This window comes from Streptomyces hilarionis (assembly GCF_024539675.1).
GTDB lineage: Bacteria > Actinomycetota > Actinomycetes > Streptomycetales > Streptomycetaceae > Streptomyces > Streptomyces hilarionis.
The window spans coordinates 36,542-61,704 of sequence record NZ_JAHHIT010000053.1; the positions used below are offsets into that span (position 1 = coordinate 36,542).

The window sequence follows — 25,163 nt, forward strand, 5'->3', positions numbered from 1 at the left end:
GGGTGTCCAGGACGACCAGGAGCGCCACCCCGACCGAGTCGGCGAGCAGCGCCTCCTCCTCCGGGTCGCCGCCCTCGGTCGGGCGCGGGCGGTCAGCTGCCGCGTGGCGGCCGGGGTGCGCTCGATCAGCGGCGCGATGTCGTCGAACGGCACGGCGAACAGGTCGTGCAGGACGAAGGCCAGCCGTTCCGCCGGGGCGAGGGTGTCCAGGACGACCAGGAGCGCCACCCCGACCGAGTCGGCGAGCAGCGCCTCCTCCTCCGGGTCGCCGCCCTCGCCGGGGCCGGCGACGGGCTCGGCCGGCCGGTCGTCGAGCGGCACCTCGGGGCGCGTTCGGCGCGAGCGCAGCATGTTGAGGCAGACCCGGCCCACCACCGTGGTCAGCCAGCCGCTGAGGTTGTCCACGGCGGCGAGGTCCGCGCCGGCCGCCCGGAGCCACGTCTCCTGCACGGCGTCCTCCGCCTCGCCGAGCGAGCCGAGCATGCGGTGGGCGACGGCGCGCAGATGCGGGCGGTCGGCCTCGAAGCGTTCGGGCGCAAGCGTGGTGAGCGCGGTCATGGCAGGGTCCCCGTCCGTGGCGTCGGTCTCGCGGTGTGCGCGCAGATCACAGCACGCCCCGGGCCGGCCGCGCCAACGCCTTGTCGTGCGGGGCGGCCGGTTAGGCTCGGGCTTCCTGGAGCGGTGGACCCGCCGGCGGCGGCCCGAAGACGGCAGGGGGCGGACGTGAAGATCCTCATCAGCGCCGACATGGAGGGCGCCACCGGCGTCACCTGGCCCGCCGACGTCCTGCCCGGCACCCCGCAGTGGGAGCGCTGCCGGGCGATGTTCACCTCGGACGTCAACGCCGCCGCGCAGGGCTTCTTCGACGGCGGGGCGGACGAGGTCCTGGTCAACGAGGCCCACTGGACCATGCGCAACCTGCTCCTCGAACGGCTCGACGAGCGGGTCGAGATGCTCACCGGCCGGCACAAGGCGCTGTCCATGGTGGAGGGCGTCCAGTACGGCGACGTCGACGGCATCGCGTTCGTCGGCTACCACGCGGGCGCCGGATCCGAGGGCGTCCTCGCCCACACCTACCTCGCCAACTCGATCACCGGCGTCTGGCTGAACGACGTGCGCGCCAGCGAGGGGCTGCTCAACGCGCACGTCGTGGCCGAGTACGGGGTGCCGGTCGTCCTGGTCACCGGCGACGACGTGGCCTGCGAGGACGCGCTCGGCTACGCGCCCGGGGCGCTGAAGGTCGCCGTCAAGGACCACGTCTCGCGCTACGCGGCCGTGTGCCGCACCCCGGCCCGCACCGCCGCCGACATCCGGGCCGCGGCGAAGACGGCGGCAGGGCTGGCGGTCCGTCGGGAACCCGTCTCGGAGGGGCCGTTCACCGTGGCCGTGGAGTTCGACGCCGAGCACCTCGCGTCGGCGGCCACCGTCGTGCCCGGCGTCGCCCGCGTCGGCGAACGCAGAGCCGCCTACACCGGCGCCACCATGTACGAGGCGATCCGCACCTTCAAGGCGGTCACCACGATCGTCTCGGCCGCGATCGAGGAGCAGTATGGCTGAGCGGCCGGGCACGACGGAGCAGCGGCCGACACGGCGGACACGGCGAAGCGGCCGGAACGGGAGCGCAGCGGCATGACGGACGGACAGGCGCGGGACGAGGTCGTCCGGTTCACCTCGGACCTCATCCGCATCGACACCACGAACCGGGGCGGCGGCGACTGCCGCGAGCGGCCCGCCGCCGAGTACGCGGCGGCGCTGCTGGCCGAGGCGGGCGTCGAGCCCGTCCTGTTGGAGCGCACCCCGGGCCGCACCAACGTCGTCGCCCGCGTCGAGGGCTCCGACCCGTCCGCCGACGCGCTGCTGCTCCACGGCCATCTGGACGTCGTCCCCGCCGAGGCCGCCGACTGGAGCGTGCACCCCTTCTCCGGGGAGGTGCGCGACGGGGTGGTGTGGGGGCGCGGCGCGGTCGACATGAAGAACATGGACGCGATGATCCTGGCCGTGCTGCGGGCCTGGGCCCGCGAGGGCGTGCGACCCCGGCGCGATCTCGTCATCGCCTTCACCGCGGACGAGGAGGCCAGCGCCGCGGACGGCGCCGGCTTCCTCGCCGACCGCCACCCGCACCTGTTCGAGGGCTGCACCCAGGCCGTCGGCGAATCGGGCGCGTTCACCTTCCACGACGGCGCGGGACGCCGGATCTACCCCGTCGCGGCGGGCGAGCGCGGCACCGGCTGGCTCAAACTCACCGCGCGGGGCCGCGCCGGGCACGGCTCCAAGGTCAACCGCGAGAACGCGGTGACCCGGCTGGCCGCGGCCGTCGCCCGCATCGGCGAGCACGTCTGGCCGACCCGGCTTACCCCGACCGTCACCGCCGCGCTCACCGAACTGGCCGCGCTCTACGGCGTCGACGCCGACCTGGACGACGTGGACGCCCTGCTGGGCAAGCTGGGACCGGCCGCCGCCCTCGTCGAAGCGACCGTGCGCAACAGCGCCAACCCCACGATGCTGGAGGCGGGTTACAAGGTGAACGTGATCCCGGGGGAGGCCGCCGCGTTCGTGGACGGCCGCTATCTCGCGGGCGCCGAGGACGAGTTCCGCGCCACCCTCGACGAACTCACCGGCCCCGACGTCGACTGGGAGTTCCACCACCGCGAAGTCGCCCTCCAGGCGCCGGTGGACGTGCCGCTGTACGCGCAGATGCGCGCCGCGGTCGAGGAGTTCGCGCCCGACGCACACGTCGTGCCGTACTGCATGTCCGGCGGAACGGACGCCAAGCAGTTCTCGCGGCTCGGGATCACCGGCTACGGCTTCGCGCCGCTCAAGCTCCCCGAGGGCTTCGACTACCAGGCGCTCTTCCACGGCGTGGACGAACGGGTCCCGGTCGAGGCGCTGCACTTCGGCGTCCGCGTCCTCGACCGGTTCCTGCGGACGGCCTAGGCGGAGGAGGACGACGTGCGGGTCCTGCCCTACGGCTCCTGGCCGTCCCCGATCGACGCGGCCCTGGCCGCTGCCCACGACGGGCGCCCCGACCACGTCGGCTTCGTCGGCGACGAGGTGTGGTGGACCGCGCCCCGGCCCACCGAGAACGGGCGCCGCGCCCTGGTGCGCCGGCGCGTGGACGGCGTCGAGGAGCCGGTCCTGCCCGCCCCCTGGAACGTCCGCAGCCGCGTCGTCGAGTACGGCGGCCACCCCTGGGCCGGCACGGTCGTGGCGGGCCGCCCCCTCGTGGTGTTCACCCACTTCGACGACCAGCGGCTCTACGCGTACGAGCCCGACCGCGGCGGCGAACCACGCCCTCTCACTCCCCTCTCCCCGGTGGGCGGCGGACTGCGCTGGGCGGAACCGCGGGTGCTGTCCGGCCGGGGTGAGGTCTGGTGCGTGCTGGAGGAGTTCACCGGCCCGGCGCCCACCGACCTGCGCCGGGTCCTGGCCGCCGTGCCGCTGGACGGCTCGGCCGCCGACGACCGCACGGCGGTACGCGAACTCACCGACGACAGCCGCCGTTTCGTCACCGGCGCGCGCCTGTCGCCCGACGGGCGGCGGGCGGCCTGGCTGGCCTGGGACCACCCCCTGATGCCCTGGGACGGAACGGACGTCGTCGTCGCCGACGTCACGGCCGACGGCCGCCTCGCCGACGCGCGCGTGGTGGCGGGCGGGCCGGGGGAGTCGATCGCCCAGGTCGACTGGACCCGGCCCGCGGACGCCGGGGACCGGCCCGCGGGCCCGGCGGCGCGCACGACGGGGGAGGGCCTGCTGTACACGAGCGACCGCAGCGGCTGGTGGAACCTGTACCGCGACCACGAACCGCTCTGCCCGCGCGCGGAGGAGTTCGGCGGGGCCCTGTGGAAGCTCGGGCAGCGCTGGTTCGCGCCGCTGGAGAACGGCCTGGTCGCCGTCGTCCACGGCCGGGGCGCCACCGCGCTCGGGATCCTCGATCCGCGGAGCGGCGAACTCGTCGACGCGGCCGGACCGTGGACCGAGTTCGCGCCCACCCTCGCGGTGCGCGGCGAGGCCGTCGTCGCGGTCGCGGCCAGTCCGCGCAGCGCCTACGAGGTGGTGGAGCTGGACGCCCGGACCGGCCGGGCGCGGGTGATCGGGGCCGCGCACGACGACGTGGTGGACCCGGCCCACTACCCCGAGCCCCGGATCCGCACCTTCACCGGGCCGGACGGCCGGGACGTCCACGCGCACGTCTACCCGCCCCACCATCCCGGCGTCGTCGCCCCCGGCCACGAGCTGCCGCCGTACGTCGTCCGGGCGCACGGCGGGCCCACCGACCGCTCCCCGCTCGCCCTGGACCTGGAGATCGCCTACTTCACCTCGCGGGGCATCGGAGTGGCCGAGGTCGACTACGGCGGCTCGACCGGGTACGGCAGGCAGTACCGGGAACGGTTGCGCGAGCAGTGGGGCGTCGTCGACGTGGAGGACTGCGCCGCCGTCGCCCTGGCCCTCGCCGACGAGGGCACCGCCGACCGCGGGCGGCTGGCGATCCGCGGCGGCAGCGCGGGCGGCTGGACCGCCGCCGCCTCGCTCGCCGGCACCGACGTCTACGCCTGCGGCACGATCCGCTACCCGGTGCTCGACCTGGTGGGCTGGGCGACAGGGGGGACCCACGACTTCGAGTCGCACTACCTCGACGGACTCGTCGGACCCCTCGCCGACGTGCCCGCCCGCTACGCGGAGCGCTCGCCCGTCGAGCACGCCGACCGGATCACCGCGCCGTTCCTGCTCCTCCAGGGCCTGGACGACGTGATCTGCCCGCCGGCCCAGTGCGAACGGTTCCTCGACCGGCTCACCCGGCTCGCCGGGCGGCCGGTCCCGCACGCCTACCTCGCCTTCGAGGGGGAGGGGCACGGCTTCCGGCGGGCGGCGACGACGGTCCGGGCCCTGGAGGCCGAGCTGTCCCTGTACGCTCAGGTCTTCGGGCTGCATCCGCCCGGCGCGGCGAGTTTGGAGCTTGTGCGGTGAAGGAACTCGTACGGCCGTCGCGGCCGGCCCCCGGCGCCCGCGTCGCGGTCGTCGCGCCCAGCGGACCGGTGGCGGAGGAACGGCTCCAGGCCGGTCTCGACCTCCTGCGCGGCTGGGACCTCGACCCGTTCGTCGCCCCCCATGTGCTGGACCGGCACCGCACCCTGCCCCACCTGGCGGGCTCCGACACCGACCGGGCGGCCGATCTGCAGCACGCCTGGTGCGACCCCCGCGTCGACGTCGTGCTGTGCGCACGCGGCGGCTACGGCGCCCAGCGCCTGGTCGACCTCCTCGACTGGGACGCCATGGCGGCGGCCGGGCCGAAGGTGTTCATCGGCTTCAGCGACAGCACCGCCCTGCACGAGGCGTTCGCCGTCCGCCTGGGCCTGGTCACGCTCTACGGACCGGTGGCCGCGGGCATCGACTTCGTCAAGAGCGCCCGCGCGCAGGAGCACCTCAGGGCCACCCTGTTCGCCCCCGAGACCGTCCGCACGCTCCGCTCCGGCGGCGTCCCCCTGGCGCCGGGACGGGCGCGGGGCGTCACCCTGGGCGGCTGCCTGACACTGCTGTCCACCGGCTACGGAACCCCCCACTCCCGGGCCGGCGCCCGGGGCGGGATCCTGCTGCTCGAGGACGTCGGCGAGCCGCCCTACGGCGTGGACCGGGCGCTGACCCAGCTGCTGCGCACCGGCTGGCTGGACGGCGTCGCGGGCGTCGCGCTCGGCTCCTGGGACCGGTGCGGCCCGTACGAGGACCTGCGCCCGGTCCTGGCCGACCGGCTCGGCGGCCTCGGCGTCCCCGTGGTCGAGGAGCTCGGCTTCGGGCACTGCGAGGGTGCGCTGACCGTGCCCTTCGGCGTGGCGGCCGTACTCGACGCGGACGAGGGAACGCTCACCCTCGACGCCCCCGCGTTGCGCTGACCCGCCCGGCCGCGTCACCCGCAGGGCCGCCCCACCGCGCGTGCGCCGTACGCCCGGCCCACGCTGGTCGTATGAGTCCCAGGACCCCGAAGCCCCCGAAGAGCGCGCAGGCCGCCGAGAGCGGCGGGCGGCGCGGCGGCCTGGGCGCGGCGACGCCCGGCCGGATCGCCGTGCTGGTGCTCGCCGTCCTCGCCCTGGTGTTCGTCTTCGGCAACACCCGTGCCACCGAGATCCGGCTGCTGGTCCCGGTCGTGACGATGCCGCTGTGGACGGCCCTGCTCGCCACGGGCCTCATCGGCGCGCTGTGCGGGGCGTACTTCGCCTACACCAGGACCCGGCGCCGGTAGCGGCGTCGTACGCTGTCCGGATGCCGCACACCGGATCCGTGTATCTCGCCGAGGGGCCCCGCGTCGGGCTGCGCCACTTCACCCTGGCGGACGGGCCCGAGTTCACCGCCCGGGCGAGCGAGAGCGCGGAGCTGCACCGCCCGTGGCTGTTCCCGCCGGCCACCGCCGACGCGTACACCGCGTACGCGAGCCGGCTGATCGAGGACCCGTCGAAGGTCGGCCTGCTCGTGTGCACCCGGCAGGACGGGGCGATCGCCGGATTCGTCAACATCAACAACATCGTCCAGGGGGCGTTCCGGTCCGGTGCGCTCGGCTACGGCGTCTTCGCGCACGCGGCCGGACGGGGGCTGATGCGCGAGGCCCTCGGCCTCACCGTCGGGCACGCCTTCGGGCCGCTGCGGCTGCACCGCCTGGAGATCAACGCGCAGCCCGCCAACACGGCCTCGATCGCCCTGGCCCGCTCCTGCGGCTTCCGGCGCGAGGGGTTCTCCCCGAAGATGATCCACATCGACGGGGAGTGGCGGGACCACGAGCGGTGGGCGATCACCGCCGAGATGCGGACTTCCGGTTGACCTTCATCGTGTCGAGGTCGGTGACGGTCGACTTCAGCCCGGTGAACCCGCAGCCCAGCGCACGCAACGTCGTCTCGGCGCGTTCCTCGGCGAGCGCGCCCGCCATCTCCTCGCCGTCGGCCGCGTCCGAGACCACCACGAAGCGCATCGAGAAGTGCTTCAGCGGCGACGGCTGGTACGACAGCGTGCCCTCCTCGGTGAACCGCATGCTCGTCAGGCCGTGATCGTCGGCCTCGGCGAGCAGACGGGCACGGGCCTCCTCGGTGAGGCCGTCCCAGGTGCCGCGGACGATCACCCGGTAGGTGTGCTGCTCACTCACTGTCGCTCCTTCGCGTCGGCCGTCGAAGGAGTGACTGTACGTGCGCGCCGCCCGCGCCCGCCCGGAATTTCGGCGTGCCCGCAGGGCTCACCGCCCGCGGCGGTCCGCGTACTCGTACACCGCTCCGTCCGGGTGCCGGACGATGAGGTTGCGGCCGACCGGCGTCGGCACCGGCCCCGCGATGACGTCCGCGCCCAGCCCGGTGAGGGTCGCGAGGGCCTCGTCGACGTCCGTGACGGCGATCGTCGCGGCCACCTTGCGCAGCACCTCCAGCTCGGCCGGCGGCCCGCTCATCAGGAGGAAGCAGCCGACGGCGGCCACGCGCACCCCGCCCCGCTCGAAGCGCAGCGCGGGGGTGCCGGCCAGCCGCTCGTAGAAGGCGACCGAGGCGTCCAGATCGTCGACGCAGACACGCAGTGTGGCTCCCAGAATGTCCATGCGCCCGAGCCTAGTTGGGGCCGGCGGCGCCCCGGTGATCCTTCACGCGATCCGTCCGCCGCCCGCACCGCGGCCCGTCCCGCGGGCCCCTCGCCGGGCGTGAGGCCTCCTGACCGCGGGTACCCGACGGCCATGGAGCGCATCGACCACATGGAGCATCTGGACAGGCATCTCGTCGACGAACTCGCGCAGGTGGCGCGCGAGACGATCCGGGAGGAGCTGCGGGAGCAGACGCGCAAGCAGCGCCGCACCGCGATGCTGTACGCCACCTCCGGCGCACTCGCCCTCTACGCCGGCGCCGCCGTCGCGGTCGCGGTCGGCCTGGCGCTCGGCATCGGCCTGCCGGACTGGGCCGCGGCGCTGATCACCGCCGCGATCCTCGGAGTGGCCGCCTATCTCGTGCGCAACGCGGCGAAGCCGCACCCCGCCCGGCCGGGCCGGGCCCACGGGTCCCTCCCCGGGAGCGCGCCGTCCGGGCCGTCCACCGGCGTCGGGGCGCCGCACCCGCCGGTCCCGCCGATGCCGCGGACCGCGCCGGACGCCCACCTGCCGGAGGCGGCCGGGACGACGCGCCCGCAGGACGCCGGCCCGTCGGACCCGCGTCCGCAGGTCTGACCCGCGACACGACAACGGCCCGGCCCCGCGGCGCAACCGCCGCGGGGCCGGGCCGTCCGGCCGGGGCCGCTCCCGTGGGCCCCTGTCCGGCTGGAGGGGCTCTCACTGGAGGCGGGGCAGCACCTTGGTCCGGTAGAAGTCGAAGAAGCCGCGCTGGTCCGGGCCGATCTGGTTCACGTAGACCCGGTCGAAGCCCGCGTCGGCGAAGGCGGTGAGAGCCGCGACGTGCTCGTCCACGTCGTCGCCGCAGACCGTGTTCTCGCCGACCATCTCCTCGGTGATCAGCGGCTCCAGCTGCTCGAAGTGGCTCGGCGTGGGCAGGATCTGGCCCATCTCGCCGGGCAGCAGCTGGTTCGACCACAGTCGGCGGACCGTGCGGACGGCCTCGTCCCGGTCGGCGCCGTAGCAGACCTTCGTGCCGCCGCTGACCGGCTTCGCACCGCCGCCGCCCTTGCGGAACTGCTCCACCATCGGCTCCTCGGGCATCATCGTGATGTAGCCGTCGCCCACCCGGGACGCCAGGGACGTCGCCTTGGGGCCGAACCCCGAGATGTCGATCGGCACCGGCTCGTCGGGGACGGTGTACAGACGGGCGTTCTCCACCGTGTAATGCGTGCCGTAGTGGCTGACCTCCTCGCCGGTGAACAGGCGGCGCATCACCTGAACGGCCTCCTCCAGCATCTCCAGGCGCACGGTCGCCGGCGGCCACGCGTCGCCCAGGATGTGCTCGTTGAGCGCCTCGCCCGAACCGACGCCGAGCCGGAAGCGGCCGTTCGTCATCACGGCGGCCGTGGCGGCGGCCTGGGCCACCACGGCCGGGTGCATCCGCACCGTCGGGCACGTCACGGCCGTCTCGATCGGCAGCGACACCGCCTCCGACAGCGCGCCGATCACCGACCAGACGAACGGGCTCTGCCCCTGCGCGTCGTTCCAGGGGTGGTAGTGGTCGGAGATCCACAGCGCCTGGAAGCCCGCCTGCTCGGCCATCCGCGCCTGGTCGATCAGGTCCGCGGGGCCGAATTCCTCGCAGGACAGGAAGTAGCCGTACTCGGGCATGGGGGATACCTCCGACATGGGTGACTCGGGTCCGGCACCGGGTACCCGACGGCCGCACGGGAAACCGGCGCACGTTTGGCCGACCCCGTCAGGGGGACGCGGAAACCCTCCTACGACAACCGTCCGAACCCCCGCCGGAGGCCAGCCGTGAGTCGACCCCGCGTCGTGATCGCCGGAGCGGGCCTCGCCGGGTACCGGGCGGCCCGCACCCTCGCCCGGGCGGCGCGCGGCCGGGCCGACATCACCCTCGTCAACCCGACCGACCACTTCCTCCACCTGCCCGCGCTGCCCCTGGTGGCGGCCGGCGCCCTGGAACCGCACCGGGTCGCCGTGTCGCTGTCGCGCACCCTGCGCGGCGTGCGGCTGGTGCTCGGCGAGGACGACCGCGTGGACCTCGACGCGCGCACCGTGCGCTGCACCGGCCCCGAGGGCGAGGCGGTCTTCCTCGGCTACGACCGGCTGGTGCTGGCCGTGGGCGGCGCCGGCGCGCTGCCGCCCGTCCCCGGCGTGGCCGAGCACGCGTACGGCTGCCGGGACCTGCCCGAGGCGCTCTGGCTGCGCGATCACCTCATGCGCCAGGTGGAGGCGGCCGCGTCCGGCGACGACGCGGCCGAACAGGTGGCGCGCTGCACCTTCGTCGTCGCCGGCGCGGGCTGGACCGGCGCCGAAGTCGCCGCACGGGGAAAGCCGTTCACCGACGCCCTGGTGCGGGACCATCCCGCCCGCGGGGGCATGCGGCCGCGGTGGCTGCTGTTCGACGCCGCCGAGCGCGTCCTTCCCGAGCTGGACGAACGGCACGCCCGCACCGCCGAACGGGTGCTGCGCGCACGCGGCGTCGAGGTGCGCACGGGGACCTCCGTGCAGGAGGCCACGCACGAGGGCGTGCTGCTGAGCGACGGCGAGTTCGTGCAGAGTCGCACGCTGGTGTGGTGCGTGGGCGCGGGGCCCGGTCCGCTGACGGCCTCGCTCGGACTGCCCATGGAGCGGGGCCGGCTGCTCGTGGAGCCGACGCTCCAGGTGCCCGGCCGGCCCGAGGTGTTCGCCTGCGGGGACGCGGCCGCCGTGCCGGACCTGGACCGGCCCGGGGAGTACACGCCGACGACCGCGTGGCACGCCCGGCGGCAGGGAGGAGCGGCCGCACACAACGTCGCCGCCTCCCTCGACGGCTCCGGCGCCCTACGGCCCTACCGGTACCGGGATCCGGGGTACGCCGCCGGTCCCGGCCACGGACGGGCGGCCGCCGGCACGCGCCGTCTCGCCGCGATGCCCGGCGAGCGCGTCCGCGGCGCGGCCGACCGCCTGCTGGACGCCGTGCTGCCGCGCCGGCCCGTCCAGTGGGGCCTCGTGCGGCCGGGACCGGCGCCGCTGGACTCGGCGCCGCAGCAGGCGGCTCCGCCCGGGCCGGCCCGGATCCCGCGGGTCCGCGGACGGGCGCCGACGGTCTTCGGGCCCGGCGCGGCCACCGAGGAGGACGTCCGCGCGACCGCCCCGGCGGCGGCGACCGCCCCCACGGACCGGAACACCGAGAACACGGACCGGAACGCCGAGAACGACGCCTACGGCGTGAACGACATGAACACCCACCACGACAGAGATCAGGTGAGCGACGTGAACGACGTGAACGACGAGAACCAGACGACCGGCGGGCCCGACGAGCGGCGCCCCTCTCCGGAGGACGGCTCCCAGTCGATCACCTCGCCGACGCCCGAGGTGGGCCGGCACGGAAGCGGTGCGGACGGCCCCCGGACCGATCGTTCGTCGCCCGAGGACGGCTCCCAGTCGATCACCTCGCCCACCCCGGAGGTCGGACAGCACAGCTCCGGACCGGCGACCGGGAGCGACGACAGGGCCGCCGAGCCCGCCAGGAACCAGCCGGGCGGCGAGCCCGCCAAGAACCAGCCCGGTGGCGAGCCCGCCAGGAACCAGCCGCCCGCCCGCCCCGCCGACAGCGCCCCCGAGCGTGCGGAAGGAAACCGGTAACCCGATGGACACCGCCGAACTCATCGAACTCGGCCAGCAGTTGAGGGTGGACAGTGTGCGCGCCTCCGCCGCCGCGGGATCCGGGCACCCGACGTCGTCGATGTCGGCCGCGGACCTGATGGCCGTGCTCCTCGCGAACCACCTCCGCTACGACTTCGACCGCCCCGCCCACCCCGGCAACGACCGCTTCGTCCTGTCCAAGGGCCACGCCTCCCCGCTGCTCTACTCCGCCTACAAGGCCGCGGGGGCCGTCGACGACGAGGAACTGCTGACCTTCCGCAAGCTCGGCAGCCGGCTCGAAGGCCATCCCACCCCGCGACGGCTGCCGTGGGTGGAGACGGCCACCGGCTCGCTCGGCCAGGGACTGCCGGTGGGCGTCGGCATCGCGCTCTCGGGCAAGCGGCTGGAACACGCCGGCTACCGGGTGTGGGTGCTGTGCGGGGACAGCGAGCTCGCCGAGGGATCGGTGTGGGAGGCCGCCGAACACGCGGGCCACGAGCACCTCGACAACCTGACGGCGATCGTCGACGTCAACCGGCTCGGCCAGCGCGGACCGACCCGGCACGGCCACGACCTCGACGCCTACGCCCGCCGCTTCCAGGCGTTCGGCTGGCACACGGTCGAGGTCGACGGACACGACGTGGACGCCGTGGACCGCGCCTACGGCGAGGCGGTCTCCACCAAGGGCCAGCCCACCGTCGTCCTCGCCCGCACCCTCAAGGGCCGGGGCGTGTCGTCCGTCCAGGACCGCGAGGGGCTGCACGGCAAGCCGCTCCCGGACGCCGACGAGGCGATCGAGGAACTGGGCGGCGTGCGGGACCTACGGGTCCGGGTGCACGCGCCGGCCGACGCCCGCATGCTGCACTCCGTCCCCGGCGGACGCCTGGACCTGCCGCGCTGGGACAAGGGCGAGGAGGCCGCCACCCGGGACGCCTACGGCCAGGCGCTGGCCGCGCTGGGCGGCGCCCGCGAGGACGTCGTCGCGCTCGACGGCGAGGTGAGCGACTCCACCCGCGCCGAGGTCTTCGCCAAGGAGCACCCCGAGCGGTTCTTCGAGTGCTACATCGCCGAGCAGCAGCTCGTCGCCGCCGCGGTGGGCCTCGCGGCGCGCGGCCGGGTGCCGTACGCCTCCACGTTCGCCGCCTTCCTGACCCGGGCCCACGACTTCGTCCGCATGGCCGCCGTCAGCGGCGCGGGCGTCAACCTGGTCGGCTCGCACGCCGGGTCCGCCATCGGCCAGGACGGCCCTTCGCAGATGGGCCTGGAGGACCTGGCGATGTTCCGGGCCGTGCACGGCTCCACCGTGCTGTACCCGTGCGACCCCAACCAGACCGCCCGGCTCGTCGCCACGATGGCCGGCCTCGACGGCGTCCGCTATCTGCGCACCTCGCGCGGCAAGGCCCCGGCGCTGTACGGCCCGGACGAGGAGTTCCCGGTCGGCGGCAGCAAGGTGCTGCGCTCCTCGGACCGGGACCGGATGACGATCGTCGCGGCCGGCGTCACGGTGCACGAGGCGCTGAAGGCCGCCGAGGCGCTCGACGCCGAGGGCGTCGCGGTCCGGGTGATCGACCTGTACTCGGTCAAGCCCGTCGACCGGGACACGCTGCGGCGGGCGGCGCGGGAGACCGGCTGCCTGCTGAGCGTGGAGGACCACCACGAGCAGGGCGGCCTGGGCGACGCGGTCCTCGACGCCTTCGTCGACGGTCGGCCCACGCCCCGCCTCGTGCGGCTCGCCGTGCGCACGATGCCGGGGTCGGCCGGCCCCGACGAGCAGCTGCACGCCGCCGGGATCGACGCCGAGTCGATCGCCGCGTCCGCCCGGCTGCTGGTGGAGCAGGCGATCGCGCCGTGAGCACGCGGGCGGACGGCGGTGTTCGGACGGTGCGAGCCGGCCGCCGTACCGTCGAGGTCCACCGGCCGGACAAGGTGCTCTTCCCGGCCGGGGACGACGCGCACGAGTACACGAAGGCCGACGTCGTCGCCTACCACCGCTCCGTCGCCGCGTTCATGCTGCCGCACCTGCGGGGCCGCCCGCTGATGCTGGAACGGCGCCCCGACGGGATCGACGGCCCCCGGTTCATGCAGAAGAACACCCCCGAGCACTATCCGGACTGGATCCGGCGGGTCGAGGTGGCCAAGGAGGGCGGCACGGTCCTCCACACCGTCTGCGACGACACCGCCACCCTCGTCCACCTGGCCGACCAGGCCTGCCTCACCCTGCACCGCTGGCTGTCGCGCGCCGACCGGACCGACCGCCCGGACCTGATGATCTTCGATCTCGACCCGGCCGACGACGCGCCCTTCGCCGTCGTCCGCGAGGCCGCCCGCCGGCTCGGCGAACTCCTCGACGAGCTGCGGCTCCCCTCGGGCCTCATGACGACCGGCTCGCGCGGGCTGCACGTCGTGGTCCCCGTGGACGGCAGCCACGGCTTCGACGAGGTGCGCGCCTTCGCCCGGGACGTCGCCGAACTGCTCGCCGCCGAGCACCCGGACCGGCTCACCACGGCCGCCCGCAAGAAGGACCGCGGCGACCGGCTCTACCTGGACATCCAGCGCAACGCCTACGCACAGACGGCCGTCGCCCCCTACACGGTGCGCGCGCTGCCCGGCGCCCCCGTGGCCACCCCGATCACCTGGGACCAGCTCGACGATCCCGAGCTCGGCCCGCGCCGCTGGACCATCGCCGAAGCGGTCGAGCAGGCGCGTTCCCGCCCCTGGGCCGCGCTGACCGGCCGGGGGCGCTCCCTGGACCCGGCCCGGCGGCGGCTCGGCGCACTGATCGGCTCGTGAAGGTTTGGCCATGAGGCTTCCGGCCACACGGAAGGAGAGGTGGCCATGGCGAACACAAAGAACACATCGCATTCCACAGAGAACACACCGGGTGCGCGGTCTTCACGAAACACCCGGAAGAAGAGACCCGAGAACGAGGGGTCCCGGCGCCGTCCCACGCACCACCGGGAGGAGCGGGACACCGAGGAGCCGGCAGCCGAGGCGGCAGAGGCCGAAGAGGCGGAGGCCGAAGAGGCGGAGGCCGAGGAGGCGGACGTCGAGGAGGCGGACGTCGACGAAGCCGACGCGGAGGCCGAGGAGGCCGATGCCGAAGCCGAGGAGGCGGACGTCGAGGAGGCGGATGCCGACGAAGCCGACGCCGACGCCGAGGCCGAGGCCGAGGAGCTCGACGGCGAGGAGCAGGACGCCGACGAGGCGGAGCGTGACGAGCCGGACACCGAAGGCGGCGACGGCGACGAGCCGGAAGCCGACGAGGACGACGACATGAAGGGCGAGGACCACATCGTGACGGACGACCGGCCGCGCCCCATGGAGGTGCTGCGCGAGGCACGTGCCCAGCTCGCTGAGCTCACCGGCATGACCGCCGAGAGCGTGTCCTCCTTCGCGCAGACGGAGGACGGCTGGTCCCTGGAGGTCGAGGTCCTCGAACTGGAACGGGTCCCCGACACCATGAGCCTCATGGCGACCTACCAGGTCGAGCTCGACCCCGACGGGCAGCTCACCGGCTATCGGCGCGTTCGCCGTTACGAGCGCGGGCGGGCCGACGCGCACCGGGCCGGCGGCCGTTAGGCCGCCGCACCACACCATTTCCGATCATCAATCACGAAAGCAAGGAGGTGCGGTCGGCATGACCGTAGTCCCGGCACAGCAGTCCGGTGGCGGAGGCGGCTCGAGCGGTCTTTACGACGTTCTGGAGCTCGTCCTCGACAGGGGGCTGGTGATCGACGCGTTCGTGCGGGTCTCCCTGGTCGGTATCGAGATCCTCAAGATCGACGTGCGTGTCGTCGTGGCCAGCGTCGACACCTATCTGCGCTTCGCCGAGGCGTGCAACCGGCTGGACCTGGAATCCGGCTCCAACAAGAGCCCGGGCCTGCCCGAGATCGTCGGCGAGGTCACCGAGTCCGGCGCGCGCGGCAAGTCCAAGGGCGCGCTGTCCGGCGCCGCCGAGACCATATCCGACGCGTTCAAGCAGGCGCGTGACGACGGTTCCGAGGAGCGCCAGACCAGGCCGCGTGCCCGCAAGACCGCGGCTTCGCGCCGGAAGGAGGAGCAGGAGTGAGCACCTACGTCTACGGCATCACCGCGGGCTCGCACCCTGCCCTTCCCGAGGGACTGGGCGGCGTCGGAGACCCTCCGATGCCCGTGCGGGTGCTCAAGGAGGGCGATCTGGCGGCCGTCGTGAGCGACGCGCCGGAGGGCCTGCGCCCCAAGCGGCGTGAGCTGCTCGCGCACCAGAACGTGCTCGCCGAGGCGGGCGCGGGCGGCTGCGTGCTGCCCATGCGGTTCGGCAGCGTCGCCCCCGAGGACAGCGCCGTGACCGGTGTGCTCGCCGAGCGCGCCGAGCACTACCAGGAGCGGCTGCGGGCTCTCGACGGCAAGGTCGAGTACAACGTCAAGGCGACGCACATCGAGGAGGCCGTGCTGCACCACGTCATGGCCGGCAGCCCCGAGCTGCGTTCGCTCGCCGAGGCCAACCGCAAGGCGGGCGGCGGCAGTTACGACCAGAAGCTACAGCTCGGCGAGATGGTCGCCGCCGCCGTCAAGGCCCAGGAGGCCGAGGACGCGGGCGTCGTCCAGCAGGCGCTGGAGCCGCTCTCGGCCGCCGTCGGTCTGGGCCCCGAGTCCACGGGCTGGCTGGCCAACGTGTCGTTCCTGGTGGACCGGGACGAGGCGGCCCGATTCGCGGAGGCGGTGGACGAGCTGCGACAGGCCCATCCGCACCTCGACGTGCGCCTCAACGGGCCGCTTCCGCCCTACAGCTTCGTCGAGCCCGGACCCTCCGAGCCCGCGGAGACGATCACCGGGAAGTAGGTGCGTCGTGGGACTGCTCGGAGAGGTTTTCCTGCTGCCGCTGGCTCCGGTCAGAGGCAGTGGATGGGTGATCCGGCAGGTACTCCGTGAGGCCGAACGGATCTATTACGACCCCTCCACGATCCGGGCCGAACTCTCCCGCCTCGAACAGCAGTTGGAGGCGGGGGAGATCACGGAGGAGGAGTTCGACCGACAGGAGGACGAACTCCTGGACCGGCTGGAGGCCGGCCCAGGCGGCACCACGCAATCGGACGACGGGACGGCAAGATGAACCGAATGGGACTGGGCCTCGCGGTCGGGGCGGGCTACCTGCTCGGCCGCACCAGGAAACTGAAAATGGCGGTGGCCGTCGGATCGCTGGTGGCCGGCAAGCGGCTCAACCTGACGCCGAAGGGCATCGCCGACCTGGTCTCCCAGCAGCTGCGGGACAACCCGCAGTTCAAGGAGATCGGGGACCAGTTGCGTCAGGACCTGCGCGGAGTCGGCAAGGCCGCCTCCGGCGCCATGGTCGAGCGGCAGATCGACGCGCTCGCGGACCGGCTGCACGGCCGCACCGCCGAGGTCCGCGACCAGCTCGCCGGCGCCGTGCCCGGCAAGGGCCGCGGCAGGGACGACGAGGCCGACGACGAGCAGGACGACGACGTGGAGGCGGACGAGGAGTACGACGAGCCTCAGGACGCCGACTACGAGGACGAGGACGAGGACGAGGACGAGCCTCAGGACTCTGAGGAGGACGAGGAAGAGGAGGACGAGGAGCCGCCGAGGAAGCCCGCGGCGAAGAAGACGGCCAAGAAGGCGCCCGCGAAGAAGGCCCCTGCGAAGAAGGCGCCCGCCAAGAAGGCTCCGGCTCGCAGGACGGCCGCGAAGAAGACCGCGTCGGCCGGCAAGACGGCCGCGAAGACGGCGTCCCGGCCCGCCTCCGGCGGCAGCTCCGGCGCCCGCCGCCCGAAGGGAGGCGGTGACCGATGACCGACACCCTCGGATCCGCGAAGTCCGCGACCTCCGCCGCAGGTAAGGCGACCGGCGGCAACCCCCTCTCGGGCCTGGCCCAGAGCGAGGCGGCCGACCGGCTCAAGGCGGAGGTGCAGGAGTACCTCGCCGCCCAGGCCACGCGTCTGCTCACCGGGGTGGGCAGCAAGCTCGGCGAGACCACGAACAAGCTCAACGACATCGCCGAGGGCAACAGCCCCGGGTTCGCCAAACTCGCCCTGGACGGCGGCAAGAAGATCGCCGAGGGCAAGGGCCCGGTCCGCTCCGCGCTGGAGCTCGGCGCCTCGCGCGCCAAGGACAAGGTGACCGGCGCGCTGAAGAACCTCGGCGGCGGCAAGGGCGGCAAGGGCAAGAAGAGCGCGGGCAAGAAGCCGACCGTCATCATGGAGACGATCGACGTCGGCGTGCCGCTGCGCACCGCCTACGACCAGTGGACGCAGTACCAGGACTTCAGCACCTTCGCCAAGGGCGTCAAGAGCGCGAACCGCGCCGACGACACCACCAGCGACTGGCAGGCGAAGGTCTTCTGGTCCAACCGCAGCTGGAAGGCGAAGACCACCGAACAGGTGCCGGACGACCGGATCGCCTGGACGTCGGAGGGCGCCAAGGGCACCACGAAGGGCGTCGTCTCCTTCCACGAGCTCGCCGAGAACCTGACCCGCATCCTGCTGGTCATCGAGTACTACCCGACGGGCCTCTTCGAGAAGACCGGCAACATCTGGCGCGCCCAGGGCCGACGTGCCCGCCTCGACCTGAAGAACTTCTCCCGCTTCATCACCATCAAGGGTGAGGCGAAGGACGGCTGGCGCGGCGAGATCCGCGACGGCGAGGTCGTCCGCTCCCACGACGACGCGGTCGCCGAGGAGGAGGAGAACCGGGAGTCCGAGGAGCTCGACGAGAACGGCGAGCCCGACGAGGACGCCGAGGCGCGGGATGCCGCGGACGGCGGCCCGGAGGACGATGAGGAGTACGAGACCGAGGACGAGGGCCCGGACGCCGAGGACGTCGAGGAGGACGAGCCCGAGGCCGAGTACGAGGACGAAGAGGAGGAGGGTGAGCCCGAGGAGGCCGAGGGCGAGTACGAGGAGGCCGACGACGAGTACGAGGAGGAGCCCGAGCCCGAGTACGAGGACGCGAAGGGCGGGAGCCGGCGATGAGCATGTCGAGCCGGCTGCCGGAGCCGTACGGTCAGGGCGGCGGAGCCAATCTCGCCGACATCCTGGAACGCGTTCTCGACAAGGGCATCGTGATCGCGGGCGACATCCGGATCAACCTGCTCGACATCGAACTGCTCACCATCAAACTCCGCCTGATCGTCGCCTCCGTCGACAAGGCGAAGGAGATGGGCATCGACTGGTGGGAGACGGACCCGGCGCTGTCCTCCGGCGCCCGCCGCGACGAGCTCGCGCGTGAGAACGCCGAGCTGCGCGAACGGCTGGCACGGCTGGAGGAACTGGAGCTGGGCCGCGCCCCGGAGGACGCCCGGGAGTCCGGCTCCCGCGACGTCAGGAAGGAGTCGCCGTGACGGGGCTGCGATACGTCTACGCCGTCTGCCGTCCCTTCGGCGCGCCCTTGCAGTCGGCCCTCAAGGGGGTGGCGGGCGACCCGCCCCGGTTGCTCGGCCACCGCGGCCTGATCGCCGTGGTCAGCCACGTCCCCGAGGCGGACTTCGCCGAGGCGCCCCTGCACCGGCATCTGGAGGACCTCGACTGGCTGACCGAGACCGCCCGGGCCCACCAGCAGGTCATCGACGCGCTGACGGCCGTCACCACGCCGTTGCCGCTCCGGCTCGCCACGGTGTTCCGTGACGACAGCGGCGTCCGCGTGATGATGGAGGAGCGCGAGGCCGACTTCCTGCGCACCCTGGACCGGCTGGAGGGCCGGGTCGAGTGGGGCGTGAAGGTCTACGTGGAGCGTGAGCCCGAGGCCGCCTCCGAGCCGGCGGCGAAGCCCGCCTCCGGCCGGGACTACCTGCGCCGGCGGCGCATGGAGAGCAGGGCGCACGAGGACAGCTGGCAGCGGGCGGAGCGTTTCGCCGGCCGGCTGCACGCCACCCTGTCCGAGCACGCCGACGGCGCCCGGCTGCACGCGCCGCAGAACTCGGCCCTGTCCAAGGCGCCCGGACAGAACGTCCTGAACGCCGCCTACCTGGTGCCGCGCGCACAGTCCGAGGAATTCGTGGAACTCGTGGACCGCACGAAGGGCGAGGAGCCCGGGATGCGCGTCGAGCTCACCGGTCCCTGGGCCGCGTACTCCTTCGTGGACGACAGCGGGAACGCGTCGGCGCAGGAGTCCCCGTCGGCGAGGGGGGCTCATGACCGTCGTGGAGCGCCGCGAGGTCGCCCTGGTGGACCTGCTCGACCGGCTGCTCGCCGGGGGAGTGGTCATCACGGGCGACATCACGCTGCGCATCGCGGACGTCGACCTCGTCCGCATCGACCTCAACGCCCTGATCAGCTCGGTCAACGAGCAGGTGCCCTCGCCCTTCGGGGAGTCGCCGTGACGGAGCGACGCAACCACATCGACCTCGAGCCCGACACCGTCGAGCGCGACCTGGTCAAACTGGTGCTGACCGTGGTGGAGCTGCTGCGCCAGCTGATGGAACGGCAGGCCCTGCGCCGCTTCGACCAGGGCGACCTGAACGAGGAGCAGGAGGAGCGCATCGGGCTCACCCTGATGCTGCTCGACGACCGCATGACCGAGCTGCGCGAGCGGTACGGGCTGCGGCCCGAGGACCTCAATCTGGACCTCGGACCCCTCGGACCGCTGCTTCCCCGGGAGTGAGCCCGTCCGGCGGGAGCCGGCGGCCCTCCCGGCGGCGGGCCGGCCCGGCGCCGGACGGGCGAACCCGCGGAACGCGCGGATCAGCCGGTTCGGAACGCGCGGATCAGCCGGTTCGGAACGCGGATCAGGCGGGTTTCCGGCACAGGATCTCCCCGTGGAGGACGGCGAACCAGCCGTCCTCCCGCCGTCCCCACTCCCGCCAGGCCGTCGCCACGGCGTCCAGCTGCTCCGTCGTGGCGTGTCCGCCGCGGGCGGCGAGCTCCGCGTAGGCCGACGCCACGGTGCGGTCGGCCCACAGGCCGCTCCACCAGGCCCGCTCCTCGGGGGTGCTGAAGGTCCAGGTGGAGGACGTGGCCGTGATCTCGGTGAACCCGGCGGCCAGCGCCCAGGACTTCAGCCGCCGCCCGGCGTCCGGCTCGCCGCCGTTGGCGCGGGCCACCCGCCGGTAGAGGTCCAGCCAGTCGTCCATGCCCCCGTCGGCGGGGTGCCAGGTCATCGCCGCGTAGTCCGAGTCGCGTACCGCGACGAAGCCGCCGGGCCTGGTCACCCGCAGCATCTCCCGCAGCGCCTGGACGGGATCGCCCACGTGCTGGAGCACCTGATGGGCGTGGACGACGCAGAACGTGTCGTCGGGGTGTTCGAGGGCGTGCACGTCCGCGACCGCGAAGTCGATGTTGGCCAGCCCCCGCTCGGCGGCCGTGGCGCGCGCCTGCTCCAGGATCCCGGGCGCGTGGTCGACGCCGGTGACGTGCCCGTCGGGGACCAGCGCGGCCAGGTCGGCGGTGATGGTGCCCGGGCCGCAGCCGATGTCCAGGATCCTCATGTGGGGCTTGAGCGAGCCGAGCAGATAGGCCGCGGAGTTGGCGGCGGTCCGCCAGGTGTGCGAACGCAGCACGGACTCGTGGTGGCCGTGCGTGTAGACGGCGCTCTCCCGGGCTTTCGGCATGACGGCTCCCCTTGTCGACGGACCGGGTCCGGCCCGGCCACCGCTGGCTCCACGCTACGCCGACAGTCGGATGGTGAGACAGATCGTCCTGCGATATGGACTGACGGGTCGTCAAGTACGGTGTTCCGTGCGGTCGGCGCCGTCCGGCGGGGCCGCGGCCCGGCACGGGGGCCGACGACCGGGCCCCGCCCCCCACCGGTACCCTGAAGTGGCCGTTTCCGGCCCGGAGACGGTCCCGACACCGGAGGGTCCCCGCATGCGACTGCTGCTCGTCCGTCACGGCCAGACCCCGGCCAACGTCGACTACCTCCTCGACACGGCCGTCCCCGGCCCGGGACTCACCGAGCTCGGCGCACGCCAGGCCGCCGCCCTGCCCGAGGCCCTGGCCGGCGAGGACGTCGAGGCCCTCTACGCCTCCACCCTCGTGCGCACCCGGCTCACGGCCGCGCCGCTGGCCGCCGCCCGCGGCCTCGACGTCGTCGTGCGCGACGGGGTGCGGGAGATCTCCGCCGGAGACATGGAGGGGCTGCGCGGCGACACGGAGCACGGCGCGCTGTACATGCGCACGGCGTTCGCCTGGGCGGCGGGCGAGACGGACCTGCGCATGCCCGGCGGCGAGAGCGGGACCGAGTTCCTCGCCCGCTACGACGCCGTGGTCGCCGAGATCGCGGCGAGCGGCGCGCGGACCGTCGTGCTGGTCAGCCACGGCGCCGCGATCCGCACCTGGGCGGCGGCCCGCGCCCACAACGTCGACGTCCCCTTCGCCGCGGCCCACCGCCTCGCCAACACCGGCACGGTCGTGCTGGAGGGCTCGCCCGCGGACGGCTGGAAGGCGCTGTCCTGGGCGGGCGCCACGGTGGCGCCCGCCGGGCAGGGCGGACCGGCCGGGCAGCCCCTCGAGGGCGCCGGCGGCTGACCGGCGGGGCCGGCCGCGCTTCCCCGGCCTGCGCCGACATCGGTCCGCCGGGTGGATATCGGTTTGCCGCGGGCGGCGGGGGGCCCGCAGAATGCGTCCTCATGGGACATCTGGAAGCCGCGCATCTCGAGTACCACCTCCCCGACGGGAGGGCGCTGCTCGGCGACGTCTCCTTCCGGGTGGGCGAAGGGGCCGTCGTGGCCCTGGTCGGTCCCAACGGCGCCGGCAAGACCACCCTGCTCCGGCTGATCTCGGGGGAGCTGAAACCGCACGGGGGAACCGTCACGGTGAGCGGCGGCCTGGGCGTGATGCGCCAGTTCGTGGGCTCGGTACGGGACGAGACGACCGTCCGCGACCTGCTGGTGTCCGTCGCCTCGCCCCGCATCCGCGAGGCCGCGAAGGCCGTCGACGAGGCCGAGCACGCGATCATGACCGTCGACGACGAGGCCGCCCAACTGTCCTACGCGCAGGCCCTCTCCGACTGGGCGGAGGCGCGCGGCTACGAGTCCGAGACGCTGTGGGACATGTGCACCACGGCCGCCCTCGGCGTCCCCTACGACAAGGCCCAGTTCCGCCTCGTGCGCACGCTGTCCGGCGGTGAGCAGAAGCGCCTCGTGCTGGAGGCGCTGCTGCGCGGCCACGACGAGGTGCTCCTCCTCGACGAGCCCGACAACTATCTCGACGTGCCCGGCAAGCGGTGGCTGGAGGAGCGGCTCGCGGAGACGCGCAAGACGGTTCTGTTCGTCTCCCACGACCGCGAACTCCTCTCCCGCGCCGCCGAGAAGATCGTCTCCGTCGAGCCCGGTCCGGCCGGCGCCGACGCCTGGGTGCACGGCGGCGGCTTCGCCACCTACCACGAGGCCCGGCGCGAACGCTTCGCCCGCTTCGAGGAGTTGCGCCGCCGCTGGGACGAGAAGCACGCCCAGCTGAAGAAGCTCGTGCTGAGCCTGCGGCAGGCGGCCTCGATCAGCCACGAGCTGGCCTCGCGCTACCAGGCCGCCCAGACCAGGCTGCGCAAGTTCGAGGAGGCCGGTCCGCCGCCGGAGCCGCCCCGCGAGCAGGACATCACGATGCGCCTCAAGGGCGGCCGCACCGGCGTGCGCGCCGTCACCTGCGAGGGGCTCGAACTCACCGGCCTGATGAAGCCCTTCGACCTGGAGGTCTTCTACGGCGAGCGGGTCGCCGTCCTCGGCTCCAACGGGTCGGGCAAGTCCCACTTCCTGCGGCTGCTGGCCGGCGAGGACGTGGCGCACACGGGACAATGGAAGCTCGGCGCTCGCGTGGTGCCCGGGCACTTCGCCCAGACCCACGCCCACCCCGAGCTCCAGGGCCGCACCCTGCTGGACATCCTGTGGAGCGAGCACTCCCAGGACCGGGGCGCGGCGATGTCCCGGCTGCGCCGCTACGAGCTGACCCAGCAGGCGGAACAGACCTTCGACCGGCTGTCCGGCGGCCAGCAGGCCCGGTTCCAGATCCTGCTGCTCGAACTTCAGGGCGTCACGGCGCTCCTTCTCGACGAGCCCACCGACAACCTCGACCTGGAGTCCGCCGAAGCGTTGCAGGAGGGCCTGGAGGCCTTCGACGGGACGGTGCTGGCCGTCACCCACGACCGCTGGTTCGCCCGCTCCTTCGACCGCTACCTGGTCTTCGGCAGCGACGGCCGGGTCCGGGAGACCGCGGAGCCGGTGTGGGACGAGCGGCGCGTGGAGCGGGCCCGCTAGCGGACCGGGACGGCCCTCGGCGAGGCCCGGGGGCCGGAATGTTCGTACAGTGGAGGCAGGAGGGCGAGACCCATGGCTCCCTCCCGGACGCCGCTCGGGGCAGTGCCGGTGGCGATCCCGGGGGCGGGTACCCGAAGCGTACGGACGACCACGACGAGCGGGGCACCACGATGACCGGAGTCGACCCGGACCGGCTGGACGACCAGCAGCTGATGAAAGAGCTGGAGACGATCCACCGCACGCGCCACGACACGCTGCTGTACGGCTCGAACGACGCGCTGCGCGCCCACAACGACCGCATGGCCCGGCTGGAGGGCGAGTACCTGCGCCGCAACCCGAGCCGTTTCGTCTCGCCGGGCCGCACACGCGAGGGCGCCCGGGAGCGGAAGGCCGGGGCGGACGGCCGCGGCGCGGCGACCGCTCCGGTCGGCAAGTGGGGGCCGGGAACGACGGCCGGCCCCGGCGCCTGACCGAGGCTCCGGCCCGCCCCTCCCGCAGCCTCGCTTGCCCCGGCCGGCCGTGACCGCCCTGGCCGCGACGAGGCGCCGGTGAGGGATCCACGTCCCTCACCGGCGCCTCGCTCCGTTCCGGCCGCCCTGGTGGCCTTGTCCCCGGCGCCCCTTTCCTGAGGCTCCGGAGGCGTCCGTCTCCTGAGGCTCCGGAGGCGTCCGTCAGTCGCCTTCGGCGGCGAACACCCGCAGGTAGGCCTCGCAGAACGCCGGCAGATCGTCCGGCTTGCGGCTGGTGACGAGCTTGTTGGGGCCGTGGTCGCAGACGCGCACCTGCTCGTCGACCCAGTCGCCGCCCGCGTTGCGGACGTCCGTGCGCAGGCTGGGCCACGAGGTCAGCACACGGCCCCGCACGACGTCGGCCTCGATCAGGGTCCACGGGGCGTGGCAGATCGCGGCGACCGGGCGGCCCTGCTCGAAGAACGCCTTGACGAACGCGACCGCCTTGTCGTCGCCGCGCAGGAAGTCGGGGTTGGCGACGCCTCCCGGCAGGACCAGCCCGCCGAAGGACTCCGCGGAGGCCTCGCCGACCACCTCGTCCACCGCGAACGTGTCGCCCTTGTCGAGGTGGTTGAAGGCCTGCACCTTGCCCGGGTCGGTCGACACCAGCACGGGTTCGTGACCCGCGTCCACCGCCGCCTGCCAGGGCTCGGTGAGCTCGACCTGTTCGACGCCTTCCGGTGCCGTGAGAAACGCGATGCGCATGGGATTCGACGTCCTTTCCGTGTCGTCTGGGGTGGCAGGCGCCGGCCTGCCGTGTCGTGTCGGGCCGTGCGGGCCGCGTCCGGCCGCGCCGGTCAGCGGCCGGCGCCGACCAGCGCCTCGGCCAGCTGCTGCACGTTGCCGTAACGCTCCTTGTGCGGCAGCTCCTGGACCGCCTCCACGAGCGCGTCCGGCGCGTTCTCGCGCCGCAGTCCGACCGCCAGCGCGCCCGGCCCGGCGGGGAACGAACTCCGTCCGAGGATCCGCGCGAGCTCCAGCCGGACCGCCTCCAGCGACGCCCGGGGACTGCCCGGCACCACCGGGCCGCCCCACACCTGCGGGTCGTCCTCGGCGGACGGCTCGGGGTCGTGCCACTCCTCCGTGCGCGTGGGGTGTCCGGACCTCAGCAGGCCCTGCAGTTCGTGCTTCATCTCGTCGTCCCGGTGCACGCTCAGCCGGTCACTGCCTCGCTGCATGGTTCGCCCTCCAGATCTTCGGGTGGCCCCCGCGTACCCGAGGAGGACGGGCCGACACGGAAATCACTGCCGGACTCTCGAAATCG

General features: G+C 73.8%; 29 protein-coding genes and 1 pseudogene. 23 read left to right on the forward strand and 7 right to left on the reverse strand.

Annotated elements, in window-relative coordinates; genetic code table 11:
• On the reverse strand, window positions 1-558 hold a 558-nt coding region (locus KMS84_RS13490; RefSeq protein ID WP_285893490.1), incomplete at its 3' end, for a sigma factor.
• 165 nt (window positions 559-723) lie between these two features.
• On the opposite strand from KMS84_RS13490, the gene KMS84_RS13495 reads away from it, so the two are divergent.
• The 6 genes from KMS84_RS13495 to KMS84_RS13520 all read left to right on the forward strand — a co-directional run bounded on the left by KMS84_RS13495 (window position 724) and on the right by KMS84_RS13520 (window position 6,804).
• Window positions 724-1,557: a M55 family metallopeptidase gene (locus KMS84_RS13495; RefSeq protein ID WP_256916430.1), complete on the forward strand. Its 834-nt coding sequence runs from the start codon at window positions 724-726 to the stop codon at window positions 1,555-1,557.
• Between the two features lie 72 nt (window positions 1,558-1,629).
• A complete protein-coding gene (locus KMS84_RS13500) occupies window positions 1,630-2,934 on the forward strand; it encodes a M20/M25/M40 family metallo-hydrolase (RefSeq protein ID WP_256916431.1) in 1,305 nt (434 codons plus the stop codon).
• Window positions 2,935-2,949: 15 nt separating this feature from the next.
• A complete protein-coding gene (locus tag KMS84_RS13505) occupies window positions 2,950-4,965 on the forward strand; it encodes a S9 family peptidase (protein WP_256916432.1) in 2,016 nt (671 codons plus the stop codon).
• Window positions 4,962-5,885 (forward strand): S66 peptidase family protein, encoded by a 924-nt coding sequence (locus KMS84_RS13510; protein WP_256916433.1) that lies wholly within the window; start codon window positions 4,962-4,964, stop codon window positions 5,883-5,885. Before KMS84_RS13505 ends, KMS84_RS13510 begins: the two co-directional genes overlap by 4 nt.
• 71 nt (window positions 5,886-5,956) lie before the next feature.
• A complete protein-coding gene (locus KMS84_RS13515; protein ID WP_256916434.1) occupies window positions 5,957-6,232 on the forward strand; it encodes a LapA family protein in 276 nt (91 codons plus the stop codon).
• Between the two features lie 20 nt (window positions 6,233-6,252).
• Complete coding sequence (locus KMS84_RS13520) at window positions 6,253-6,804, forward strand: GNAT family N-acetyltransferase (RefSeq protein ID WP_256916435.1); 552 nt, start codon at window positions 6,253-6,255, stop codon at window positions 6,802-6,804.
• Here KMS84_RS13520 and KMS84_RS13525 read toward each other — a convergent pair.
• Both KMS84_RS13525 and KMS84_RS13530 read right to left on the reverse strand, forming a co-directional pair.
• A complete protein-coding gene (locus tag KMS84_RS13525) occupies window positions 6,776-7,123 on the reverse strand; it encodes a DUF6204 family protein (RefSeq protein WP_256916436.1) in 348 nt (115 codons plus the stop codon). The two genes, KMS84_RS13520 and KMS84_RS13525, sit on opposite strands and share 29 nt — an antisense overlap.
• 87 nt (window positions 7,124-7,210) lie before the next feature.
• Window positions 7,211-7,561: a VOC family protein gene (locus KMS84_RS13530; RefSeq protein ID WP_256916437.1), complete on the reverse strand. Its 351-nt coding sequence runs from the start codon at window positions 7,559-7,561 to the stop codon at window positions 7,211-7,213.
• Between the two features lie 132 nt (window positions 7,562-7,693).
• Here KMS84_RS13530 and KMS84_RS13535 point away from each other — a divergent pair, with 132 nt between their 5' ends.
• On the forward strand, window positions 7,694-8,176 hold the full coding sequence (locus KMS84_RS13535) for a phage holin family protein (protein ID WP_256916438.1): 483 nt from the start codon (window positions 7,694-7,696) through the stop codon (window positions 8,174-8,176).
• Between the two features lie 102 nt (window positions 8,177-8,278).
• Here the strand turns inward: KMS84_RS13535 and KMS84_RS13540 are convergent, their stop codons facing one another.
• Window positions 8,279-9,232, reverse strand: coding sequence for an LLM class F420-dependent oxidoreductase (locus tag KMS84_RS13540; protein WP_256916439.1), 954 nt, complete (start codon window positions 9,230-9,232; stop codon window positions 8,279-8,281).
• 147 nt (window positions 9,233-9,379) lie between these two features.
• On the opposite strand from KMS84_RS13540, the gene KMS84_RS13545 reads away from it, so the two are divergent.
• The 13 genes and pseudogenes from KMS84_RS13545 (at window position 9,380) to KMS84_RS13605 (ending at window position 19,807) form a co-directional block, all read left to right on the forward strand.
• On the forward strand, window positions 9,380-11,212 hold the full coding sequence (locus KMS84_RS13545; protein WP_256916440.1) for an FAD-dependent oxidoreductase: 1,833 nt from the start codon (window positions 9,380-9,382) through the stop codon (window positions 11,210-11,212).
• 4 nt (window positions 11,213-11,216) lie between these two features.
• Window positions 11,217-13,064, forward strand: a complete 1,848-nt coding sequence (locus KMS84_RS13550) for a transketolase (RefSeq protein ID WP_256916441.1) — start codon at window positions 11,217-11,219, stop codon at window positions 13,062-13,064.
• Window positions 13,061-14,002, forward strand: a complete 942-nt coding sequence (ligD, locus tag KMS84_RS13555) for a non-homologous end-joining DNA ligase (protein ID WP_256916442.1) — start codon at window positions 13,061-13,063, stop codon at window positions 14,000-14,002. The genes KMS84_RS13550 and ligD overlap by 4 nt, the downstream gene beginning before the upstream one ends.
• A gap of 483 nt (window positions 14,003-14,485) precedes the next feature.
• On the forward strand, window positions 14,486-14,791 hold the full coding sequence (locus KMS84_RS13560) for a gas vesicle protein GvpO (RefSeq protein WP_256916472.1): 306 nt from the start codon (window positions 14,486-14,488) through the stop codon (window positions 14,789-14,791).
• 58 nt (window positions 14,792-14,849) lie between these two features.
• Complete coding sequence (locus tag KMS84_RS13565) at window positions 14,850-15,281, forward strand: gas vesicle structural protein GvpA (RefSeq protein ID WP_256916443.1); 432 nt, start codon at window positions 14,850-14,852, stop codon at window positions 15,279-15,281.
• On the forward strand, window positions 15,278-16,033 hold the full coding sequence (locus KMS84_RS13570; RefSeq protein ID WP_256916444.1) for a GvpL/GvpF family gas vesicle protein: 756 nt from the start codon (window positions 15,278-15,280) through the stop codon (window positions 16,031-16,033). The genes KMS84_RS13565 and KMS84_RS13570 overlap by 4 nt, the downstream gene beginning before the upstream one ends.
• 7 nt (window positions 16,034-16,040) lie before the next feature.
• A complete protein-coding gene (locus KMS84_RS13575; protein WP_256916445.1) occupies window positions 16,041-16,304 on the forward strand; it encodes a gas vesicle protein GvpG in 264 nt (87 codons plus the stop codon).
• Window positions 16,301-17,002, forward strand: a complete 702-nt coding sequence (locus tag KMS84_RS13580; RefSeq protein ID WP_256916446.1) for a DNA primase — start codon at window positions 16,301-16,303, stop codon at window positions 17,000-17,002. Before KMS84_RS13575 ends, KMS84_RS13580 begins: the two co-directional genes overlap by 4 nt.
• On the forward strand, window positions 16,999-18,180 hold the full coding sequence (locus KMS84_RS13585; RefSeq protein ID WP_256916447.1) for an SRPBCC family protein: 1,182 nt from the start codon (window positions 16,999-17,001) through the stop codon (window positions 18,178-18,180). The genes KMS84_RS13580 and KMS84_RS13585 overlap by 4 nt, the downstream gene beginning before the upstream one ends.
• Entirely contained in the window at window positions 18,177-18,548 is a 372-nt protein-coding gene (locus tag KMS84_RS13590) for a gas vesicle protein (RefSeq protein WP_256916448.1), read from the forward strand. The genes KMS84_RS13585 and KMS84_RS13590 overlap by 4 nt, the downstream gene beginning before the upstream one ends.
• Window positions 18,545-19,294: pseudogene (locus tag KMS84_RS13595) on the forward strand (GvpL/GvpF family gas vesicle protein); the annotation flags it as partial. The gene KMS84_RS13590 and the pseudogene KMS84_RS13595, both read left to right, overlap by 4 nt.
• A gap of 43 nt (window positions 19,295-19,337) precedes the next feature.
• A complete protein-coding gene (locus tag KMS84_RS13600) occupies window positions 19,338-19,526 on the forward strand; it encodes a gas vesicle protein (protein ID WP_256916473.1) in 189 nt (62 codons plus the stop codon).
• A complete protein-coding gene (locus tag KMS84_RS13605) occupies window positions 19,523-19,807 on the forward strand; it encodes a gas vesicle protein K (RefSeq protein WP_256916474.1) in 285 nt (94 codons plus the stop codon). The genes KMS84_RS13600 and KMS84_RS13605 overlap by 4 nt, the downstream gene beginning before the upstream one ends.
• A 124-nt stretch (window positions 19,808-19,931) precedes the next feature.
• Here the strand turns inward: KMS84_RS13605 and KMS84_RS13610 are convergent, their stop codons facing one another.
• A complete protein-coding gene (locus KMS84_RS13610) occupies window positions 19,932-20,753 on the reverse strand; it encodes a class I SAM-dependent methyltransferase (protein ID WP_256916449.1) in 822 nt (273 codons plus the stop codon).
• Between the two features lie 256 nt (window positions 20,754-21,009).
• On the opposite strand from KMS84_RS13610, the gene KMS84_RS13615 reads away from it, so the two are divergent.
• The 3 genes from KMS84_RS13615 (at window position 21,010) to KMS84_RS13625 (ending at window position 23,860) form a co-directional block, all read left to right on the forward strand.
• The gene (locus tag KMS84_RS13615; protein ID WP_256916450.1) at window positions 21,010-21,669 is read left to right on the forward strand and encodes a histidine phosphatase family protein; all 660 of its coding nucleotides are present in this window, start codon (window positions 21,010-21,012) and stop codon (window positions 21,667-21,669) included.
• A gap of 101 nt (window positions 21,670-21,770) precedes the next feature.
• A complete protein-coding gene (locus KMS84_RS13620; protein ID WP_256916451.1) occupies window positions 21,771-23,390 on the forward strand; it encodes an ABC-F family ATP-binding cassette domain-containing protein in 1,620 nt (539 codons plus the stop codon).
• A gap of 170 nt (window positions 23,391-23,560) precedes the next feature.
• A complete protein-coding gene (locus KMS84_RS13625) occupies window positions 23,561-23,860 on the forward strand; it encodes a DUF6158 family protein (protein WP_256916452.1) in 300 nt (99 codons plus the stop codon).
• A 201-nt stretch (window positions 23,861-24,061) separates the two neighbouring features.
• On the opposite strand, the gene KMS84_RS13630 is transcribed toward KMS84_RS13625, so the two are convergent.
• Together KMS84_RS13630 and KMS84_RS13635 are read right to left on the reverse strand one after the other, a co-directional pair.
• On the reverse strand, window positions 24,062-24,604 hold the full coding sequence (locus KMS84_RS13630) for a type 1 glutamine amidotransferase domain-containing protein (protein ID WP_256916453.1): 543 nt from the start codon (window positions 24,602-24,604) through the stop codon (window positions 24,062-24,064).
• A 92-nt stretch (window positions 24,605-24,696) separates the two neighbouring features.
• The gene (locus KMS84_RS13635) at window positions 24,697-25,077 is read right to left on the reverse strand and encodes a DUF2795 domain-containing protein (protein WP_256916454.1); all 381 of its coding nucleotides are present in this window, start codon (window positions 25,075-25,077) and stop codon (window positions 24,697-24,699) included.
• Window positions 25,078-25,163 lie beyond the last annotated feature (86 nt).

Bases quoted from the DNA above. Each gene is read 5' to 3' on its own strand.
- KMS84_RS13500 (WP_256916431.1), top strand. From the start codon at position 1,630: ATGACGGACGGACAGGCGCGGGACGAGGTCGTCCGGTTCACCTCGGAC.
- KMS84_RS13515 (WP_256916434.1), top strand. From the start codon at position 5,957: ATGAGTCCCAGGACCCCGAAGCCCCCGAAGAGCGCGCAGGCCGCCGAG.
- KMS84_RS13520 (WP_256916435.1), top strand. From the start codon at position 6,253: ATGCCGCACACCGGATCCGTGTATCTCGCCGAGGGGCCCCGCGTCGGG.
- KMS84_RS13530 (WP_256916437.1), bottom strand. From the start codon at position 7,561: ATGGACATTCTGGGAGCCACACTGCGTGTCTGCGTCGACGATCTGGAC.
- KMS84_RS13535 (WP_256916438.1), top strand. From the start codon at position 7,694: ATGGAGCGCATCGACCACATGGAGCATCTGGACAGGCATCTCGTCGAC.
- KMS84_RS13540 (WP_256916439.1), bottom strand. From the start codon at position 9,232: ATGCCCGAGTACGGCTACTTCCTGTCCTGCGAGGAATTCGGCCCCGCG.
- KMS84_RS13550 (WP_256916441.1), top strand. From the start codon at position 11,217: ATGGACACCGCCGAACTCATCGAACTCGGCCAGCAGTTGAGGGTGGAC.
- KMS84_RS13560 (WP_256916472.1), top strand. From the start codon at position 14,486: ATGAAGGGCGAGGACCACATCGTGACGGACGACCGGCCGCGCCCCATG.
- KMS84_RS13565 (WP_256916443.1), top strand. From the start codon at position 14,850: ATGACCGTAGTCCCGGCACAGCAGTCCGGTGGCGGAGGCGGCTCGAGC.
- KMS84_RS13580 (WP_256916446.1), top strand. From the start codon at position 16,301: ATGAACCGAATGGGACTGGGCCTCGCGGTCGGGGCGGGCTACCTGCTC.
- KMS84_RS13585 (WP_256916447.1), top strand. From the start codon at position 16,999: ATGACCGACACCCTCGGATCCGCGAAGTCCGCGACCTCCGCCGCAGGT.
- KMS84_RS13590 (WP_256916448.1), top strand. From the start codon at position 18,177: ATGAGCATGTCGAGCCGGCTGCCGGAGCCGTACGGTCAGGGCGGCGGA.
- KMS84_RS13600 (WP_256916473.1), top strand. From the start codon at position 19,338: ATGACCGTCGTGGAGCGCCGCGAGGTCGCCCTGGTGGACCTGCTCGAC.
- KMS84_RS13610 (WP_256916449.1), bottom strand. From the start codon at position 20,753: ATGCCGAAAGCCCGGGAGAGCGCCGTCTACACGCACGGCCACCACGAG.
- KMS84_RS13615 (WP_256916450.1), top strand. From the start codon at position 21,010: ATGCGACTGCTGCTCGTCCGTCACGGCCAGACCCCGGCCAACGTCGAC.
- KMS84_RS13620 (WP_256916451.1), top strand. From the start codon at position 21,771: ATGGGACATCTGGAAGCCGCGCATCTCGAGTACCACCTCCCCGACGGG.
- KMS84_RS13625 (WP_256916452.1), top strand. From the start codon at position 23,561: ATGACCGGAGTCGACCCGGACCGGCTGGACGACCAGCAGCTGATGAAA.
- KMS84_RS13630 (WP_256916453.1), bottom strand. From the start codon at position 24,604: ATGCGCATCGCGTTTCTCACGGCACCGGAAGGCGTCGAACAGGTCGAG.
- KMS84_RS13635 (WP_256916454.1), bottom strand. From the start codon at position 25,077: ATGCAGCGAGGCAGTGACCGGCTGAGCGTGCACCGGGACGACGAGATG.